Genomic DNA, 18036 nt, shown 5'->3' on the forward strand with positions numbered 1-18036 from the left:
GACCCGAAATCGCGTTCTGGACCCTATGACGGGCGATGCGTGGTCTGGACGTCGAACAATACACTTCGCCAGGTATGACCTGCCAAGACCGAGCCTCTTTTGTTGCAATGCGACAAGAACGAATGCATCGCGGCACGAGGGCCGGTGTTTAAGCTTTTTGCAAGATCGTCCACTTTACGATGAACCGATTGTCGGCATGGCCGTTAATGGGCCACACCCGATGAGAGGCGGCCATGGCCAAGCACGAACTCCTCAGCTACTTCGAGCATCGCCGCGACGGTGCCTGGATCTGCGTGAAGCCGTTCACGCTGACCACCAAGGTCAGCAGCGTCGATATCCGCCAGGGCATGCGCTTCGACTACGGCAAGCGCATCGGTGGCGTCGATCTCGCCGAGTATCTCGAGCAGCTGGGCTGTCAGTTCGGTTCCTAGACCGCCTGGGCATTCTGTGTCGTCGTTTCGCGGCGGAGATTTTTCTCCGCCGCTTTTTGCGCGGATGTGCCCCGGGTCGCGATGGAAGCGCGGCGATTGCCGGAGATTGCGCTCGCGGACCTGGAAAAAGTGGTCCGTCCTCATCCTGAAAGAGTAGGACTCTTCGACGTGCCCGCCCCTCTTTCAACGGAGACGGGAATGGATGGCGCGGACGACGCACGGTCGTTTTGACGGACGCGGGCGGGCGACCTAGGGTCTCGCGATGACGAACGATGCCGACGCGGCGACCCTGGTGCCGGACGAGACCGCACCCACGACCCGGTGCCGTATCCTGGCGACGGCCGAGCGCTTCTTCCACGAGATCGGCTACCAGAAGACGACCGTGGCCGACATCGCCAAGGCCCTGCGCATGAGCCCGGCCAACGTCTATCGCTTCTTCGAGTCGAAGAAGGCGATCAACGAGGCCGTGGTCGCCCGCGTGATCGAAGACATCGAAGCGCTGATCGCGACCATCGCCGATGCGCCCGGGCGCAGTGCCACCGACCGCATCGCCGACATCGTCCGGGCCCTGCACCACGACTGCGTCGAGCGTTGCCGCGCCAATCCGCGCATGCACGAGATGGTCGAGGCGGCCATGAGCGAGAGCTGGGAGGTCTGCGGCCGGCACGTCTCGCGCATCGGCGCCGTCCTCGTTCGGGTGGTCGGCGAAGGCATGCGCGACGGCGAGTTCGGCGTGGCCGATGCCGAAGTGGCGGCCCTCTGCGTGCAGGCGGCGATCGTGCGCTACTGCAACCCGTTGCTCGTCAGCCTCTATCCCAACATCCCGGGTCCGCCCCTGGAGGACATGATCGGCTTCCTCCTGAGGGGCCTGCGCGCGCCCTCCTCGTGATCAGGCCAGATCGGCGACGATGGCCTGGACCACCGCGCGCGGGTCGAACGCCGCGGTGATCGGCCGACCGACCACCACGTGGTCGATGCCCGCCGTCCTCGCCTCACGGGGCGTCATCACCCGCTTCTGGTCGCCGGTGGCGGAGTCCCTCGGGCGGATGCCGGGCGTGACGATGCAGCGGTCCGGCCCGATCGCGGCCCTGACCGGGCCGGCCTCGAAGGCCGAGCAGACGATGCCGTCGATGCCGGCCTCGGCCGCCTGGCGGGCACGGCGCTCCACCAGTTCGGCCACCGGCAGCGCATAGCCAGCCTCGTCGAGATCGGCGGCGGCGTAGGAGGTCAGCACGGTCACCGCCAGGATGCGCGGTCCGTTGGCGCCCCGTCCGCGCACGGCCGCCCGCATGGTCTGGGGATAGGCGTGGACGGTGAGGAAGGTGGCGCCGAGGTCCGACAGGGCCGCGACCCCCTCCTCCACCGTGTTGCCGATGTCGTGCAGCTTGAGGTCGAGGAACACCTTGAGCCCGGCCGCCGCCAGACGCGGCACCAGGGCGAGGCCGCCGCCGTAGGCCAGCCGATAGCCGATCTTGTAGAACGTGGCGGCGTCGCCGATGCGCTCGACGAGGCCGAGGGCCTCGTCCGGGGTGGCGACGTCGAGGGCGACGATCAGACGGTCACGGGGGTCTGCGATCGTCGTCGGCATCGGGTTCTCCGTGTGGCGGCGGGAGGAATCCCGCCAAAGCCCGGCCCTGTCAACGTCACGGGCTGGGCCCGGGCGCCATCACCGCCGCCACCTCGGCCCTGAGCGCCGGCAGCAGCTCCCGCTCGAACCAAGGATTGGCCTTCAGCCAGCCGTTGTTGCGCCAGGAGGGATGCGGCAGTGGCAGGGCGCGGGGTCGCCGCGGCTCGTCGAGGATGGCGCGCCAGCGCTTCACCGTCCCCGTCAACCCGTCCGGTATCGCCCCGAAGTGCCACGCCTGGGCATACTGGCCGATGACCAGGACGAGATCGAGCGCCGGCAGGCCCGCGAGGAGTTCGTCGCGCCAGCGCGGCGCGCATTCGCGCCGAGGCGGCCGGTCGCCACCCTTGGCGTCGAGTCCGGGAAAGCAGGCCCCCATCGGCAGGATCGCGACGCGGTCCGGATCGTAGAAGGCCGGCTCGTCGAGCCCGAGCCAGTCGCGCAGGCGAATGCCGGACGGATCCTGGAACGGGATGCCGCTGCGGTGGGCGCGGGTGCCGGGCGCCTGGCTGGCGATGCAGAGGCGAGCCCTGGCGGTGCCCTGGACGATCGGAAGCGGCTCGTGCGGCAGCGGTGCACCGAAGCGCGGCGCGTCGCGGCAAAGGCGGCAGGCACGCAGGGCGGCGGCGGTGCGATCGAAACCCGTGGATGGCGGCATGGCGGGGAGGTAAGGCGCGGCCCCCTCCCCGGCGAGGTCTGGCGGCCTACGGTGGGATCACGTCGCCGGCGACGGCGCCCTCTCGAGCCACGCCAGCACCTCGGCCGCGCTGCGGTCGGGCGGGAACACCGGGTAGAACACCTTGGTGACGCGGCCGTCGTCGACGACCATCGTCAGGCGCTTGAGCAGGATCTGGCCGGCCGCTTCGAAGGTCGGCAGGCGGATCGCCATGGCGAAGGCGCGGTGGGGGTCGGCCAGCAGGGTGAAGGGTAGGTGCAGCCTTTGCGCCACCTCCTGCTGGTAGGCGCTGGTCTGGGTCGACAGGCCGTGGACCTGTGCGACGCCGCGGGCGACCAGCTCGGCATGGTGGTCGCGAAAACCGCAGGTCTGGGGCGTGCAGCCGCGCGCGCCGGGGATCGCGTCCCAATCGGCCACCAAGTTGGGCTGTCCCGGCTCGCCGGTGCGCGGATAGGCGTAGACCACCGTGCGCCCGGCGAGTCTCGCCAGCGAGACCCGGCCGCCGTCGGTGGCCGAGAGCGAGACGTCGGGGAGGCGAATGCCCTCGAGATGCCGGGCGGCCCCGTCGTCGGTCGGTGCCGGCAGGTCGTCGGGGAGTGCCGTGTAGTCCTGCGCCATCGCAACCTCCTTCGCCTTCCGGGCCTATCGGCGGTCCCGGTCCCTACCCGCGGTCCCGCAGGATCCTCGCGCGGTCGCGGTCCCAGTCCCGCTGCTTCGAGGTCTCGCGCTTGTCGTGGAGCTTCTTGCCACGGCCCAGACCGAGCTCGATCTTCGCCCGGCCCTGGTCGTTGAAATAGATCTTCAACGGCACGACCGTGTAGCCCTCGCGCTGGGTGGCGCCGATCAGCTTGTCGATCTGGCGGCGGTGCAGCAGCAGCCGGCGCGGGCGCTTGGGCTCGTGGTTGAAGCGGTTGGCCTCGAGATATTCCGGGATGTAGGCATTGAACAGCATCAGGTCGTCGCCCGACGGCCCGGCGTAGGCCTCGCCGATCGTCGCCTTGCCCTTGCGCAGGGATTTCACCTCGGTCCCGGTCAGCGCGATGCCCGCCTCCATGACGTCGGAGATCTCGTAGTGGTAGCGCGCCGCACGGTTGTCCGCGACGATGCGACGGGAGGGTTCGGGTTTGGGAGCCATCTCGATGCCGGTTGGGGCCGGGTGCGCCGTGCCACCGGGTCTTGGGGTAGGATTCGGGATATGGTTTGCCGCGTCGCGTTCTGCGAGGGCGGCCGGGGCCGTCGGTGCCGGGCGATCAGGCCTCGATCAGTCCCGCGTGCTGAAGGGCCGCGTCGACGATGGCCCTGGTGCCCTCGCTCACCGTGAGGAGCGGCAGCCGGACCTCGTCGCGCATGAGGCCGAGGCGCGACAGGGCGTATTTCACCGGCGACGGGTTCGATTCGGCGAACAGCCCGACGTGCAGCGGCAGGAGCACGTCCTGCAGCTGCAGCGCCTTGGCGTAATCGCCCGCCAGGGTCGCCTCCTGGAAGGTCGCCGAGAGCCGCGGGGCGACGTTCGAGACCACGGAGATGCAGCCGACGCCGCCCTGGGCATTGAATCCGAGCGCCGTCGCATCTTCGCCCGAAAGTTGGATGAAGTCTTCGCCCATGGCCTGTCTCTGGAGACTGACCCGGTCGAGCTTGGCCGTGGCGTCCTTCACGCCGGCGATGTTCTTGAGCTCGAACAGGCGCGCCATGGTCTCGACACTCATGTCGACCACCGACCGCGCAGGAATATTGTAGATGATGATCGGGATGCCGACCGCGTCGTTCACGGCCTTGAAATGGGCATAGAGCCCGTCCTGGGTCGGCTTGTTGTAGTAGGGCGTCACCACCAGCACGGCGTCGGCGCCCACCGCCTCGGCGTGGCGCGCCCGCGCCACCGCCTCGGAGGTGGAGTTCGAGCCGGCGCCGGCGATCACCGGCACCCGGCCGGCGGCCTCCGCCACGCAGGCCTCGACCACCCGGTCGTGCTCGTCGTGGGTCAGGGTCGGGCTCTCGCCGGTGGTGCCGGTGGGCACGAGGCCGTGGATGCCCTGGTCGATCTGCCAGTTCACGAAGGCGCGGAAGGCGGCCTCGTCGAAGACGCCGTCCTTGAAGGGCGTGGCGAGGGCGGTCATGGCGCCCTTCAGGCGTCGTGTGGTCTCGGTCATCCTGGCGTTCCCGGCCGTCGATCTCTCACGCTCGCGGGCCCATGGCGGCGTCGCGGCCCCGGCAGCCGGGCAGACATAGGCCGTCGGCTGCGCCCGCGCAAACGCTTCGGCCCCGCGGTTAACGCGTCCTTAACGGGGCTTGGCTCAGCCTGTCCCACGGCCGCGCTCCAAGCCCGATTCACGATGGGACCAGACGCACGATGACGGTCACGCTCGTCCCCTTCCGCGGCCTGTCCACGGCCTGCCTCGCCCTCGCGCTCGGCCTCGCCGCCGCGGGGCCCGGGTTTTCCAACGAGGCGGTGCCCGTCAGCGATGCCGTGGCAGCCGCCGGCCAGCGCGAGGAAGACAAGGCGATCTCGGACCCGGTCTCGGCCGATGCGGCCAAGGTCGAGCTGACGGCGCCGGAATCGGCCGCCAAGCCCCTGTCCACCGGCCCGCTCCCGATCAGGGGCAGCGCGGCGTCCGCCTATGCCTCGGCCGATGCCGATGCGCCGATCGCCTTCCCGCTTCCCGACGCGGCGGTGACGCCGGCCGCCCCGGTGCCGGAGCTGCCCGATCCCGCCCGGCTGTCGCGCTCGGGCGACACCGACATCGACGCCCTGCGCCAGGCCGTCGACGCCTACCGCAAGGGCCGCGTCGGCGACGGCGACCGCTCGGCGCAGGCCTTCAAGGACCCGGCCGCGCGCGCCCTGCTCGAATGGGTGGCGATCCGCGCCGGGGCCGGCATCGGCTTTGAACGGACCGTGGCGTTCATGCGCACGACACCGGACTGGCCGGCGGGTGCCCTGATCCGGCGACGCGCCGAGGAGGCCCTCCTCACCGAGAAGAAGAGCCCGGCGGTGGTGCGCGCCTATTTCGCCGCCGCCAAGCCCGCCAGCGTGCCGGGCAAGGTCGCCCTGGCGCTGGCCTTCAAGGCCGACGCCCTCGACCAGGACGCGGTGGCCCTGGTGCGCGACCTCTGGCGATCCGACAGCTTCGGCAAGTCCCTCGAGACGCGCATCCTCGATGCGTTTCCCGGCGCGATCACCCGCACCGACCACCGCTTCCGCATGGAGCGGGCCCTCCTGAAGGAGGATTGGGAGCTCGCGGCCCGCGCGGCGGGCTATGCCGGCGCCTCCTACGTCACCCTGGTGAAGGCGCGCCGGGCGGTGGAGGACAAGAGCGCGGGCGCGGGTGCGGCCCTCAACGCGGTCCCCCTCGTCCTGCGCAACGATTCCTCCTACCTGATGTCGCGGGCCCAGTTCCTGCGCCGGGCCGACAAGACCGTCGAGGCCGCCGCCATGCTGGCCGCCGCCCCCACCAACCCGGACGTGCTCGCCGATGGCGACGAGTGGTGGGTCGAGCGCCGGATCGTGGCGCGCAAGCTCATGGACATGGGCGACGCCAAGACCGCCTATCGGGTCGCCAGCGGCCACAGCGCCCGCACGGTGGAGAAACGGATCGAGGCCGAGTTCCACGCCGGCTGGATCGCCCTGCGCTTTTCCGGCGACGCGGCGACGGCCGCAGGGCATTTCGCCACCGCCGCCGCCATCGCGGAGACGCCGATCTCGCTGGCACGCGCCGCCTATTGGCAGGGCCGCGCCGCCGAGATCCTCGGGGGGGCGGAGAGCGCCCGCCCGTACTACCAGCGCGCCGCCCTGCAGCCGATCGCCTATTACGGCCAGCTCGCCCGGGTGAAGCTCGGCGAGGCGAGCCTGCCCCTGCGCAGCGTCGTCCCCCTCGAGTCAAAGGCCAGGACCGCCTTCGACGACCGGCTCTGCCTGCGTGCCCTGCGCCTGCTCGAGGCGGCCTCCCTCAAGGAACTGGCGCTGCCGCTCTACATCGACATCGCCACCCGCCTCACCGACCCGGCCGAGATCACCGCGCTGGGGGACCTCGCCGTGGAGATGCGCGACTCGCGGGCGCTGGTGGCGATCGGCAAGCTCGCGGTGCAGCGCGGCCTGCCCCTCGACGCCCACGCCTATCCCACCATCGGCATCCCGGCCTACGAGGCGTCCGCCGCGGTGCCGCTGGTGGAGAAGGCGATGGTCTTCGCCATCGCCCGCCAGGAGAGCCAGTTCGATCCGCGCGCGCAATCGAGCGTCGGGGCCCGCGGCCTGATGCAGATGATGCCGGCCACCGCCCAGCGCACGGCCCGGCGGGTGAGCGCATCCTACGACCAGGACAGGCTCACCAGCGATCCGGCCTACAACGCACGGCTGGGGCACGCCCACCTCGGCGAGCTGATGGAGGACTGGCGCGGCTCCTACATCCTCGCCTTCGCCTCCTACAACGCCGGCGGCGGCAACGTGAAGAAATGGATCGACGCCTACGGCGACCCGCGCCGCAGCGGCGTCGACCCGATCGACTGGGTCGAGCGCATCCCCTTCACCGAGACGCGCAACTACGTGCAGCGGGTGATGGAGAACCTGCAGGTCTACCGCAACCGCCTCGACGGCCGCAGCGCCCTGCTCATCGAGAACGACCTCCAGCGCGGCGCGCGCTGAAGGCGGCCGGCGCGAGGCGCGGTCTCGCGGCGAGGGATCGGGGAAGGCGGAGCCGCAGCGTCGCGTGGCCGCCCCGTCGCGGTTTGGCCACGCGGAAGCGGACTCCGTCGCTCGCAAGCCACGCGACGATCACGATGTGACGAAAACTGAATGGCGCGCCCACGGGGAATCGAACCCCGGTCTGATCCGTGAGAGGGACCTGTCCTAACCGCTAGACGATGGGCGCGGGGTCGGGGCCTGGGCCCCGACGCTTGTTCCGGCGCGAGACGACTTGCGTCCGGAGGGCGTTGCTATAGCGAGGGCGGTGGGCGGGAGCAAGGCCCCGGGGGGCGAGAAAAACGCGCCCCGCGCGGTTTCGTGGCCCGGCCTCGTGGAGCGAAGGGAGCAACGGTGCAGGATTCAGAGATCCGGCGTGTGACGCTGGATGCGGACGCCCCCCCGGAACGCCTCGACCGGGTTTTGGCGAGGGCGCTGCCGGACCTGTCGCGTGTCAGGCTCCAAGACCTGGTCAAGTCGGGGCAGGTGCGCCGCGAGGGCGTCGTGATCGTCGATCCCTCGATTAGGGTCGGGCGCGGATCGTCCTTCGAGGTGGTCGTCCCGCCCGCGGTGGCGGCCGAGCCGCTGGCCGAGAGCGTCGCCTTCGCCATCGTCCACGAGGACGACGACCTCATCGTCGTCGACAAGCCGGCCGGCCTCGTGGTCCACCCCGCCCCTGGGCACGAGGGCGGTACGCTCGTCAACGGCCTGATCGCCCACTGCGGGGCGAGCCTATCGGGCATCGGCGGTGTCCGGCGTCCGGGCATCGTCCACCGCCTCGACAAGGATACGAGCGGCCTCCTGGTGGTCGCCAAGAACGACCGGGCCCATCACGGGCTCACCGCGCAATTCGCCGACCACGGCCGCACAGGACCCTTGGAGCGGGCCTATCTCGCCTTCGTCTGGGGCGCACCGGAACCGCGCAGCGGGACGATCGACGCGCCCCTGGCACGCAGCCAGCGCAACCGCGAGAAGATCGCGGTGGTCCGGCCGGAGGTGGGACGCGAGGCGATCACCCACTACCGGGTCGAGCGCATCCTCGGCTCGGCGGCCCCCGTCGCCCTGGTGCGCTGCGAACTCGAGACCGGGCGCACCCACCAGATCCGGGTGCATCTCAGCCATCGCGGACATCCACTCCTGGGCGATGCGGTCTATGGCGGTGCCTTCAAGACCAAGGCCGCACGGCTCGGACCCGGGGCGCGGGCGGCACTAGTCGACCTCGGGCGGCAGGCGCTGCACGCCACGCTGCTGGGGTTCGCGCATCCGCGCACCGGGCAGACCCTGCGTTTCGAAAGCCCGCTCCCGCCCGACCTCGCGGCCCTCGCCGCGGCCCTGGAGGCCGATGGGTGAGGCGCCGTGGCGCCACGGCAACGGTCAAGTCCGTTCGTCGCGTCGGTGCGAAACGGCACTCGCAGGCGCGGCCAATCGTGCCACCTTCGGCCCGAGTCCGTTTCCGCGCGTTATCGCTTCGGTTCGACTCGTGAACCGGCTACCGGCCCGATCCGTTACCCACTAGAGATGGGGGCGCAGGTCGCCGGCTCAATGGGAGCGGTGTCGCGCTCCCTGAAATCCGCCCGTATCGGGGGATCGTCGAAGGAGGATTGAGACCATGGCAGGCGCATTGCCCGTGCTCGCCAACGAAGGCGGCCTATCGCGCTACCTCGACGAGATCCGCAAGTTCCCGATGCTGGAGCCGAACGAAGAGTTCACCCTGGCCAAGGACTGGCGCGAGAAAGGCGATCGCGAGGCGGCCCATCGCCTCGTGACCTCGCACCTTCGGCTCGTCGCCAAGATCGCCATGGGCTACCGCGGCTACGGCCTGCCCATCGGCGAAGTGGTGTCCGAAGGCAACGTCGGCCTCATGCAGGCGGTCAAGCGGTTCGAGCCCGACAAGGGCTTCCGCCTGGCGACCTATGCCATGTGGTGGATCAAGGCGGCGATCCAGGAGTACATCCTGCGGTCCTGGTCCCTCGTGAAGATGGGCACCACGGCCAACCAGAAGAAGCTGTTTTTCAACCTGCGCAAGGCCAAGGGCAAGATCTCGGCCCTCGACGAGGGCGACCTCAAGCCGGATCAGGTGGCGCAGATCGCCGTCAAGCTCGGTGTCCCCGAGCAGGACGTGATCGACATGAATCGTCGCCTGTCGGGAGACACCTCCCTCAACGCGCCCCTGCGCGAGGAGGGCGAGGGCGAATGGCAGGACTGGCTGGTGGACACCACGCCGAGCCAGGAGACGGTGCTGGCCCGCGAGCAGGAGGGGCAGAACCGTCTGTCCGCCCTGCGCGACGCCCTCTCGGTGCTCAATCCGCGCGAGCGGCGCATCTTCGAGGCTCGCCGTCTGGCCGACGACCCGATCACGCTCGAAGACCTCTCCGGGGAGTTCGGCGTATCCCGGGAGCGGGTGCGCCAGATCGAGGTGAGGGCGTTCGAGAAGATCCAGGAAGCGGTCAAGCGCAACCTCGCCAGCCGCGAGGCACCCCGGGCCGACGCGCACGCCTGAGCCGACGTTTCCGTGCCGGGTCCGGGTGTGACGGTCACACCCGGACCGGTCGCTCAGGGTGATTACCCCGTCAGCGACGCCACTGGTTGAAGGCGTTCTGGATCACCTGGATGCCGGACGATCCCTTCTCGAAGGTGATCACCGCACGCGGCCCGGCCGAGAACTTCAACGCGAGATCGAACCAGCCCTTGTGAAGCAGCAGGTCGGTGTTGCGCTCGACGTCGTTGCGCAGCGACGACAGCCCGATCAGGAACAGGTTCTCGCGGACCTTGACCGGCAAACCCGACAGGGGCGAACCGCGGGCGTTCTCCTCGTCCTTGGCCTGGATCAGGCCGACATCCTGCACCGCCCGCGCCGACCCGGCCGGACCGGTGTTCGTGAAAGCCAGCTCGATCGTATGCGAGGCCGGCAGCGTCGCATCGAGGTTGCGCCGCATCGTCATCGCGAGGCTCAGGCCCGCGTCCGGAAAATCGATGGTGGCACGAACGGCGGTCTCGAGCGGCTGGCCCTGCTCGCCGTTCACGACATCGAGGCGCCAGACGGCCCTCCCCTGGGTGACCGCGGGCGCCGCGCTCGGGTTGTCGCGGTTCTCCTCGATCAGTACCGCGCGTTGCGCCACCGCGACCTCCGGCTGGGTCGGCAGGGCGGGCGGTCCCGAATTGGCGGCGGGCGCGGTGGCGGGGCGCTCGATGGGTGCGGCCTCGCCGCCGATGCGGTCGGCGAACTTCGTGTCGGCCCCGTCGGCGGGGGCACCCTGGCTGTCGCCGGCCACGGGCTGGAGATCGCTCGGGCGGTCCCGCAGCAGGTAGGCCGCCGTGGCGATCAGCCCGATGACGATGGCGAGGACGCTGCCGACGAAGACGTTGCGCAGCAGGCGGGCATTGCTGCGCCGGGGCGCGACCACGTCGATGCGCGGCCGCTGCCGGCCGTTTGCGGCATCGGCGGGCAGGGTCCCGGCCTCGCTCTCCTCGTCGAGACGGGCGGCGGGGTCGATGGCCGCGGCCGCGTCGTTCCGGGGCGCGTCGACCGGGGCAGGCTGCGGCGGCGTCCCGTCCGTATCGCGAATCGGCTCGACGGCGACCGGGGCCTTGAGGGCGCGCGGCGGCAGCGGGATGACGGGGGCCACGGCCGGGGGCAGGACCGACGGTTCCGGCAGGACCGGATCGGCCGGCGGCAGGACAGGAGCCGGCGGCTCGGGCGGCAACGGCTCCGGCATCGGATCGTCGGCGGGGACCGGAGCGGCAGGAGCGATCGCCGCCCCGCCGTAGTCGACCTCGAGCCGCTCGATGGCGGCCTCCAGGGCCGACCGCTCACGGTCGATGTCAACCTCCGAGAGCGGCGGTACGATGGAACGGAGCTGGCCGATCAGGGCCCCGCGCGCGCGGTCGTACACGGCCTTGCGCAGGTCCGCGGAACGGTCGGGCAGGGCGTCGAGCGCGCGCGCCAGCAACGGGTAGTAGTCGGCCATCGTGCGTTTTCGTCCGCTTCTCCCGTGGCCACGCGAACGGGTGTGTCGCGGGGCCGGCCTTCGCTCGTCGATGGAGCATCGGATCGTGGCCGGACCGAACGCCAGGGTCCGGGCCGGTGGTCCTAGTCAGGTTCACGTCGGCACGCCGCCGCTTCACCCTGCCCGTCGTCTTCATGAGCCGCAGGTTTTCGACGTGAACCCGGCGACCGCTTTTGCGAAACCCGCTCCGCGATGCGGCTAATCCTCGAAGGGATTGTGCATCAGGATGGTGTCGTTCCGCTCGGGCGAGGTCGACAGAAGGGCGACGGGCGCGCCGATCAGCTCCTCGATGCGACGGACGTATTTGATCGCCTGTGCCGGCAGGTCGGCCCAGGAGCGCGCGCCGGCGGTGGTGCCCGACCAGCCCTCGACGGTCTCGTAGATCGGCTCGACCTGGGCCTGCGCCGCCTGGTTGGCGGGAAGGTGGTCGAGGATCTCGGAGCCGAGGCGATAGCCGGTGCAGACCTTGATGTTCTCGAACCCGTCGAGGATGTCGAGCTTGGTCAGGGCGATGCCGTCGATGCCCGACGTCTTCACCGTCTGGCGCACCAGTACCGCATCGAACCAGCCGCAGCGACGCTTGCGCCCGGTGTTCACCCCGAACTCGCGGCCCTTGGTGCCGATGGTCTCGCCGATCTCGTCGAACAACTCGGTGGGGAACGGGCCTTCGCCGACGCGGGTGGTGTAGGCCTTGGCGATGCCGAGCACGTAGCCGATCGCGGAGGGACCCATGCCCGAGCCCGTCGCCGCCTGGGCCGCCACGATGTTGGACGAGGTGACGAAGGGATAGGTGCCGTGGTCGACATCGAGGAGCGCACCCTGCGCGCCCTCGAACAGGATGCGCTTGCCCGCCCGGCGCTGCTCGTCGAGGAGCGACCACACGGCGGAGGCATAGGGAAGGATGGTCGGCGCGATGGCCTTCAGCTCGGCGAGCAGCCCCTCGGCATCGACCTCGTCGATCCCGAGGCCCCGGCGCAGGGCGTTGTGATGCGCCAGGACCCGTTCGATCTTGCCGGCAAGCGTCGATTCGTCGGCGAGGTCGACGACGCGAATCGCGCGCCGCCCGACCTTGTCCTCGTAGGCCGGGCCGATGCCGCGCTTGGTCGTACCGATCTTGAGGCCGGGCGCCGAGGTCTCGCGGAAGTGGTCGAGCTCGCGATGGAGCGGCAGGATCAGCGTGGCGTTGTCGGCGATACGCAGAGATTTCGGCGAGATCTCGACGCCCTGGGCCTGCAGCCGGGCGATCTCGTCCACGAGGTGCCAGGGATCGACCACGACGCCGTTGCCGATCACCGAGAGCTTGCCGCCGCGCACGACCCCCGAGGGCAGCAGCGCCAGCTTGTAGGTCACGCCGTCGACCACGAGCGTATGCCCGGCATTGTGGCCGCCCTGGAAGCGGACAACCACGTCGGCCTGCTCGGAGAGCCAGTCGACGATCTTACCCTTGCCTTCGTCGCCCCACTGGGCGCCTACGACGACGACATTCGCCATCCGTGATCAACCTGTCCTGATTCAGCCCACGCGAAAAACCCCGGGCCGGGCCGGGGCTTAATGTCGCCGCTGTCTTGGGCGATCTCATCGTCGATTGCAAGGCGACGCCCGGACCGTCCGGGATGCCCTGCTTGGCCCCGCCCCTACTTGGCCTCGCCGTTGCCGGGCAACTGGCCGGGCTTGATCACGGGCATGCCGCCCGGATCCTTCACCGGCGGCGCGACCGTCATGTCGGGGCTGATGCCGGCCGGCGGCTTGATGACGCCGTCGCTCTTTTCGAGCTTGTCGCTCAAGGTCGAACCGGTGGCGTCGCCGGATTCGGGGCGGATCTTGTCGGGGATGGTCTGGTTCGGCGGCGGCAGGGCCGGGTCGGTGTCGCGACCCTTGAGGGGAGCGTCCGGGGACTGGGCAAAAGCCGCACTGCTGATCAGTCCGGCGAGAAGGAGCGTGGCGGTACGGGTCAGGCTCGGCATGGGACCTCCAGGTCTTGGAGGAGGAAACCGCCGGTTGCCGACGAGGTTCCGATGCCCGCGAGCCCCGGCCGAGGGATCGGCGGGCCGCTACTTGCCGCCGCTGGTCGCCAGGTTGCGGCGGGTGTCGGCCTGGCCGCTGACCTCGCCGAAATACTTGGAGGAATCGCCGAGCTGGACCGAGGGCTGGCAGTTCGGCGTGCAGGAATAGGATTCGCGGTCGAGCCCGCGCTGCACCATCACCACCGAGGCCTGCGGGGCCTGCACGCTGATGGTGGATTCGGCCAGCATCTCGCCGGTCCCGTCGAGGGCGATCAGGTTGGTGGCCCCGAAGCTCTTGCCGGTCAGGATCAGGACGCCGTTCTTCTGGAGCGACACGTCGGCGACCATGGGATTGCCGACGATGACGGTGCGGGTCTTCTCGGGCAGCCGCATCACCTTGGCGTTGTCGACCGTCACGGTGATCACCGCGGGAACGCCCTGAGCCGCGCCGTCCCGGATATCGGCCACCGCCGACAGCGCGATCGCCCCGGCCACGACGAGGGCCGCGCGCCACGCCCGGCGGGCGGGCGAGGGGCGGGAGGTGGTAGCGAGCCGATCGGACATGGGAAACACGACTCTTGCGTCAGGAGGCGACGATCGGCCCAAGCGTGCCGGCGGCCGGATCGTCCGGGCCGGACGACCGAGACTGCTCTCGATCTCGCGGCGACCGGAACGACGGTGCCGGGCAAGAACATCATGGAAGAGTGAACGAACCGCTAAATCCGGCGCTGGCGGCGATCGGACGGCCCCGAGGGCGGTGGCGCGAGGACGACCGCACTTCATAAGTGTGCGTCGCAAAATCTCCCCCCGCGGCCCCATCGATCACGTGTTCGTGTAGCCGAACCTTGGCATGCACCCCCGCGGCGGGGTCGATAGTCTCGACCTAGCCTCCGACCCTGCGCCGCCAGGCGATTAAGCGCAATTTTACCACAGAAACGTCCCTACCGGCCCGATCCCGTTTCGGTGACCGATTTAACCTAATCTCAAGGCGCTCCTGACAATCTGCACCTGTCACCGAATGAGCCGCGACGGTCTTCGAGGACGCATCGTAGATCGTCAAACAAGGACGCACCCCATGACCAGCATCTTCAAGCGCTTCGCTTCCGACGAGTCCGGCGCCACCGCCATCGAGTACGGCCTCATCGCCGCCCTCATCGCCGTCGTCGTGATCACCGCTCTGACCACCATCGGCACCAACCTGAACGCGACCTTCGTCAAGATCGGTTCGAACATCAAGGGTTCGTAAGCCGGACATCCGACGATCGCTTCGTACGATCGTCCGGTCCTGGGGTGATGGAAGGGGCCAGGCGAGTGTCTGGTCCTTTCCTCGTTTCCGTTCTTCGTCTCCATGTCGCCCGATCCGTCGCCGACCTCCACGTCATGGGAAGACCGCCATGGGCACGCTGGGACTCCTCGTCGTATTCCCGTTCCTGATGGCCTACGCGGCCTCCAGCGATCTCCTGACGATGACGATCCCCAACCGGGTGTCGCTCATCTTGCTTATCGGGTTCTTCGCCTTCGCGGCCGCCTGCGGCTTCACCTGGACCGAAGTCGGGCTGCACGTCGGTGCCGGCAGCCTGGTGCTCGCGGTCACCTTCACGCTGTTCGCCCTCGGCGTCATCGGCGGCGGCGATGCCAAGCTCGCGGCCGCCACCGCCCTCTGGCTCGGGTTCGACCACCTGGTCGATTATCTGATCGTGGCTTCGATCGCGGGGGGTGCCCTGACGCTGCTGCTCCTGGTGTCCCGCAGCTATCCGCTCCCCTTCATCGCCGGCCGTCTTCCCTTCGTCCTGCACCTCCACGACCGCAAGACCGGCGTTCCCTACGGCATCGCCCTGGCGGCATCGGCCCTGGTGGTGCTTCCCGAGACATTAGTCTGGTCGCGCGCCCTCGCCGCGTGAAACCATCGGTCCGGCCGCTGGCCGGGCGTGACCGTGCACCGCCCCTCCCGCGGTGATCCGGCATCCCCTGCGCGACGTCGACATCCGCATTGCGACGCCGTCGACGCGATGTCGTCCACGTCCGCTCGACGGATCGCGTCCGCGCACGGGATCGGCCGGGGCCCGGTGTCAAGTCGGCATCGAAGACCCAGCAGGGATCCTACCAAGTGTTAACCGTAATTTGAGGATTCCCGGAGCATCGTCCTGATCGGCGGCGAGTGGTCGCCCTAGCAGGTTGAAGCCCGGCAATGAAACCAGCGCGCCTTGCCGTCCTCGGGATTGCCCTCGCCACGGGTGGCGCTGCCGCTTACCTCATGAGCGGTGGCGAAGCGCCCGCGCCGCAACCCATCGCCTCGGCCCCCCCGCCGCCCAGCATGCCCGTGGTCGAGGTCCTCGTGGCCGCCGCCGAGCTGCCGATGGGGCAGACCATCCGGCCGGCCGACCTGCGCTGGCAGGCCTGGCCGGAGCAGGGCGTGACCGCCGGCTACATCACCCGCACCGCCTCGCCCAAGGGCCTCGAGGAGATCGCCGGATCGGTGGTGCGCACCGCCTTCCTTCCCGGCGAGCCGGTGCGACCACAGAAGCTGGCGCGGTCCGACGGCGGCTTCATGGCCGCGATCCTGCCCGCGGGCATGCGCGCCGTCGCCGTGGTGATCGACACGCGCGGGTCGAGCTCGGCCGGCGGCTTCATCCTCCCCAACGACCATGTCGACCTCATCCGCACCTTCCGCGAGGAGGAACCCGGCAATTCCGGCGACGGCCAGGTCTCCGAGACCCTGCTGACCGACGTGCGGGTTCTGGCCATCGGCCAGATCGTCCAGGAGAAGAACGGCGCCACCGTCGTCACCGGCGAGACCGCGACCCTCGCCCTGACGCCCGCCCAGGCGGAACTCGTCACCCTGGCGCAGAAGGTCGGCTCCCTGTCCCTGTCGCTGCGCAGCCTCGTCGACTCCGGTCGAACCACGACGGAGGCCGAGGCGCCGGTCGAGACGCGCTCCGACGCGGCCCTCACGGTGGTGCGCTTCGGCGTCTCGAAACAGCAATCGCGGCGCTGAGCCATGTCTCACCGAAACGTCATGTCTCGCCGAAACGTCACGAAGGATTCGTCGATGACCAGCAGATCCCGTGGCCCGTCGCAGCGCGATTCCCGCGCCCCAGTCGTCATCGGCCGCGTCGCGACGGGTCACGCCCTCGTCGCGGCCGTCGCCCTGGCCGGGGCCATCGCGGCAGCCGGCCCGGCACTGGCGCGCCCCGCCGGGGTGCTCACCGCCGCACCGGTCCTCGACGTCGGCAGCGACGAATCCGCCACCTCGCGCAAGCTCGACCTGACCATCGGACGCTCACTGATCATCGATCTGCCGCGGGACGCCAAGGAGGTGTTCGTCGCCAACCCGAAGGTCGCCAACGCGGTGGTCCGCTCCACCCGCAAGGTGTTCATCATCGGGATGGAGAACGGCGCCACCTCGATCTTCATCATGGACGCCGAGGGGCGCCAGATCACCGCCCTCGACGTCACCGTGGCGCGCGACCTCAACGTGCTGCGCCAGACCCTCAACCAGAGCATCGCCGGTGCCCGCTTCGACGTGCGCGCCGCCGGCGACTCGATCCTGCTCACGGGCACGGTCAACTCGGCGGCGGAGGCCGCCCAGGCCCTCGACATCGCCAACGCCTTCGTCGGCCTCGGCGCCGGCGGGGGAGCGGGGGGCCTGCGCGGCACGGTCGTCAACAACCTCACCATCCGCGGCAAGGACCAGGTGATGTTGCGCGTCACCGTGGTCGAGGTTTCGCGCACGGTGCTCAAGCAGTTCGGCATCAACGTCAGCGGCAGCTGGTCGGGCCTGCGCCTGGCCAACACCGCGCCGCTGGGCATCAACGGCGGCCGGTTTCCGGCCGGCAACCGGATCGGCGGCGTGATCGGCGCCACCGACGCGTTGGGAAACCTCACCGGGAACGGCATCTCCGCGACGCTGCAGGCGTTCGAGCAGGCCGGCGTCTCGCGCATCCTGGCCGAGCCGACCCTGACGGCGATCTCCGGCGAGGCGGCCAAGTTCACGGCCGGCGGCCAGCTGCCGGTGCCCGGCGCCCTCGCCTGCTCGGCGTCGACCACCGGCGTCCAGAGCTGCCAGCCCAGCATCACCTTCAAGCCCTACGGCGTCAGCCTCAGCTTCACCCCGGTGGTGCTGGCCGACAACCGCATCTCGATCCGCGTCGGGACCGACGTCACCGAGATCGACCAGCAGAACACCCTCAACATCAACTTCAGCGGCACGACGACCGCGGTGCCCGGCTTCACCGTGCGCAGTTCGGAGACGACGATCGAGCTCGCCTCCGGCGCCACGATGATGACCGCCGGCCTGATCCAGCAGAAGAACAGGGCGGCCATCACCGGCCTGCCCGGCCTCATCAACCTGCCGATCCTGGGCGCCCTGTTCCGCTCGCGCGACTACCAGCGCGACGAGACCGAACTGATGATCATGGTGACGCCCTACATCGCCAAGCCGATGGAGGCCAAGCAGGTGGCGCGCCCCGACGACGGGTTCGTCGATGCCTCCGACAGCCAGGCGATCCTGCTCGGGCGCGTCAACCGCCTCTACGGCGGCGCGGGCGCCGCGCCGCTCGGCCCGACCTATCGCGGCCGGGTCGGCTTCATCACGGACTGACGGCGGCCCCGTCCGGCTCCAGGCCC

The 18036-nt window shown here is 70.0% G+C and carries 18 protein-coding genes and 1 tRNA gene; 9 read left to right on the plus strand and 10 right to left on the minus strand.

Features of this window, described 5'->3' with window-relative positions; translation table 11 throughout:
- The first annotated feature begins 233 nt into the window (after positions 1 to 233).
- Together ASF39_RS01240 and ASF39_RS01245 are read left to right on the plus strand one after the other, a co-directional pair.
- Positions 234 to 431, plus strand: coding sequence for a hypothetical protein (locus ASF39_RS01240; RefSeq protein ID WP_055879226.1), 198 nt, complete (start codon positions 234 to 236; stop codon positions 429 to 431).
- Positions 432 to 693: 262 nt separating this feature from the next.
- Positions 694 to 1320, plus strand: coding sequence for a TetR/AcrR family transcriptional regulator (locus ASF39_RS01245; RefSeq protein ID WP_055879230.1), 627 nt, complete (start codon positions 694 to 696; stop codon positions 1318 to 1320).
- Here ASF39_RS01245 and pyrF read toward each other — a convergent pair whose 3' ends face one another.
- The 5 genes from pyrF to dapA all read right to left on the minus strand — a co-directional run bounded on the left by pyrF (position 1321) and on the right by dapA (position 4878).
- The gene (pyrF, locus tag ASF39_RS01250) at positions 1321 to 2019 is read right to left on the minus strand and encodes an orotidine-5'-phosphate decarboxylase (RefSeq protein ID WP_056280503.1); all 699 of its coding nucleotides are present in this window, start codon (positions 2017 to 2019) and stop codon (positions 1321 to 1323) included. It abuts the gene before it with no gap.
- 55 nt (positions 2020 to 2074) lie between these two features.
- A complete protein-coding gene (locus ASF39_RS01255; protein WP_056280508.1) occupies positions 2075 to 2713 on the minus strand; it encodes a uracil-DNA glycosylase family protein in 639 nt (212 codons plus the stop codon).
- Positions 2714 to 2770: 57 nt separating this feature from the next.
- Complete coding sequence (locus ASF39_RS01260) at positions 2771 to 3349, minus strand: peroxiredoxin (RefSeq protein ID WP_056280512.1); 579 nt, start codon at positions 3347 to 3349, stop codon at positions 2771 to 2773.
- 43 nt (positions 3350 to 3392) lie between these two features.
- Positions 3393 to 3866, minus strand: a complete 474-nt coding sequence (gene smpB, locus ASF39_RS01265; protein ID WP_056280514.1) for an SsrA-binding protein SmpB — start codon at positions 3864 to 3866, stop codon at positions 3393 to 3395.
- Positions 3867 to 3981: 115 nt separating this feature from the next.
- Positions 3982 to 4878, minus strand: coding sequence for a 4-hydroxy-tetrahydrodipicolinate synthase (gene dapA / locus ASF39_RS01270; RefSeq protein WP_055879246.1), 897 nt, complete (start codon positions 4876 to 4878; stop codon positions 3982 to 3984).
- Positions 4879 to 5078: 200 nt separating this feature from the next.
- On the opposite strand from dapA, the gene ASF39_RS01275 reads away from it, so the two are divergent.
- On the plus strand, positions 5079 to 7364 hold the full coding sequence (locus ASF39_RS01275) for a lytic transglycosylase domain-containing protein (protein ID WP_056280517.1): 2286 nt from the start codon (positions 5079 to 5081) through the stop codon (positions 7362 to 7364).
- 151 nt (positions 7365 to 7515) lie between these two features.
- Here ASF39_RS01275 and ASF39_RS01280 read toward each other — a convergent pair.
- Positions 7516 to 7590 (minus strand) — tRNA-Glu (locus tag ASF39_RS01280).
- A gap of 164 nt (positions 7591 to 7754) precedes the next feature.
- On the opposite strand from ASF39_RS01280, the gene ASF39_RS01285 reads away from it, so the two are divergent.
- Positions 7755 to 8750 carry an RluA family pseudouridine synthase gene (locus ASF39_RS01285; RefSeq protein WP_056280520.1) on the plus strand — a complete coding sequence of 332 codons (996 nt, stop codon included), beginning with the start codon at positions 7755 to 7757 and terminating at the stop codon, positions 8748 to 8750.
- Positions 8751 to 9009: 259 nt separating this feature from the next.
- The gene (gene rpoH / locus ASF39_RS01290) at positions 9010 to 9900 is read left to right on the plus strand and encodes an RNA polymerase sigma factor RpoH (RefSeq protein ID WP_055879259.1); all 891 of its coding nucleotides are present in this window, start codon (positions 9010 to 9012) and stop codon (positions 9898 to 9900) included.
- 70 nt (positions 9901 to 9970) lie between these two features.
- Here rpoH and ASF39_RS01295 read toward each other — a convergent pair whose 3' ends face one another.
- From ASF39_RS01295 to ASF39_RS01310, 4 genes are all read right to left on the minus strand, one after another.
- Complete coding sequence (locus ASF39_RS01295; protein WP_056280525.1) at positions 9971 to 11368, minus strand: hypothetical protein; 1398 nt, start codon at positions 11366 to 11368, stop codon at positions 9971 to 9973.
- A gap of 237 nt (positions 11369 to 11605) precedes the next feature.
- The gene (locus ASF39_RS01300) at positions 11606 to 12898 is read right to left on the minus strand and encodes an adenylosuccinate synthase (RefSeq protein WP_056280527.1); all 1293 of its coding nucleotides are present in this window, start codon (positions 12896 to 12898) and stop codon (positions 11606 to 11608) included.
- Positions 12899 to 13041: 143 nt separating this feature from the next.
- Positions 13042 to 13371 (minus strand): hypothetical protein, encoded by a 330-nt coding sequence (locus ASF39_RS01305; RefSeq protein ID WP_056280530.1) that lies wholly within the window; start codon positions 13369 to 13371, stop codon positions 13042 to 13044.
- A gap of 87 nt (positions 13372 to 13458) precedes the next feature.
- Positions 13459 to 13974: a pilus assembly protein N-terminal domain-containing protein gene (locus ASF39_RS01310; RefSeq protein WP_082494278.1), complete on the minus strand. Its 516-nt coding sequence runs from the start codon at positions 13972 to 13974 to the stop codon at positions 13459 to 13461.
- A gap of 511 nt (positions 13975 to 14485) precedes the next feature.
- Here ASF39_RS01310 and ASF39_RS20125 point away from each other — a divergent pair.
- The 4 genes from ASF39_RS20125 (at position 14486) to ASF39_RS01325 (ending at position 18010) form a co-directional block, all read left to right on the plus strand.
- On the plus strand, positions 14486 to 14656 hold the full coding sequence (locus ASF39_RS20125) for a Flp family type IVb pilin (RefSeq protein WP_082494279.1): 171 nt from the start codon (positions 14486 to 14488) through the stop codon (positions 14654 to 14656).
- Positions 14657 to 14804: 148 nt separating this feature from the next.
- Positions 14805 to 15311 (plus strand): prepilin peptidase, encoded by a 507-nt coding sequence (locus ASF39_RS01315; protein WP_056280533.1) that lies wholly within the window; start codon positions 14805 to 14807, stop codon positions 15309 to 15311.
- A gap of 287 nt (positions 15312 to 15598) precedes the next feature.
- On the plus strand, positions 15599 to 16405 hold the full coding sequence (cpaB, locus tag ASF39_RS01320; RefSeq protein ID WP_055879276.1) for a Flp pilus assembly protein CpaB: 807 nt from the start codon (positions 15599 to 15601) through the stop codon (positions 16403 to 16405).
- A 54-nt stretch (positions 16406 to 16459) separates the two neighbouring features.
- Entirely contained in the window at positions 16460 to 18010 is a 1551-nt protein-coding gene (locus tag ASF39_RS01325) for a type II and III secretion system protein family protein (RefSeq protein ID WP_082494280.1), read from the plus strand.
- Positions 18011 to 18036: the final 26 nt, after the last annotated feature.

The organism is Methylobacterium sp. Leaf108 (assembly GCF_001423265.1).
In the GTDB taxonomy this organism is placed as follows: Bacteria; Pseudomonadota; Alphaproteobacteria; order Rhizobiales; family Beijerinckiaceae; genus Methylobacterium.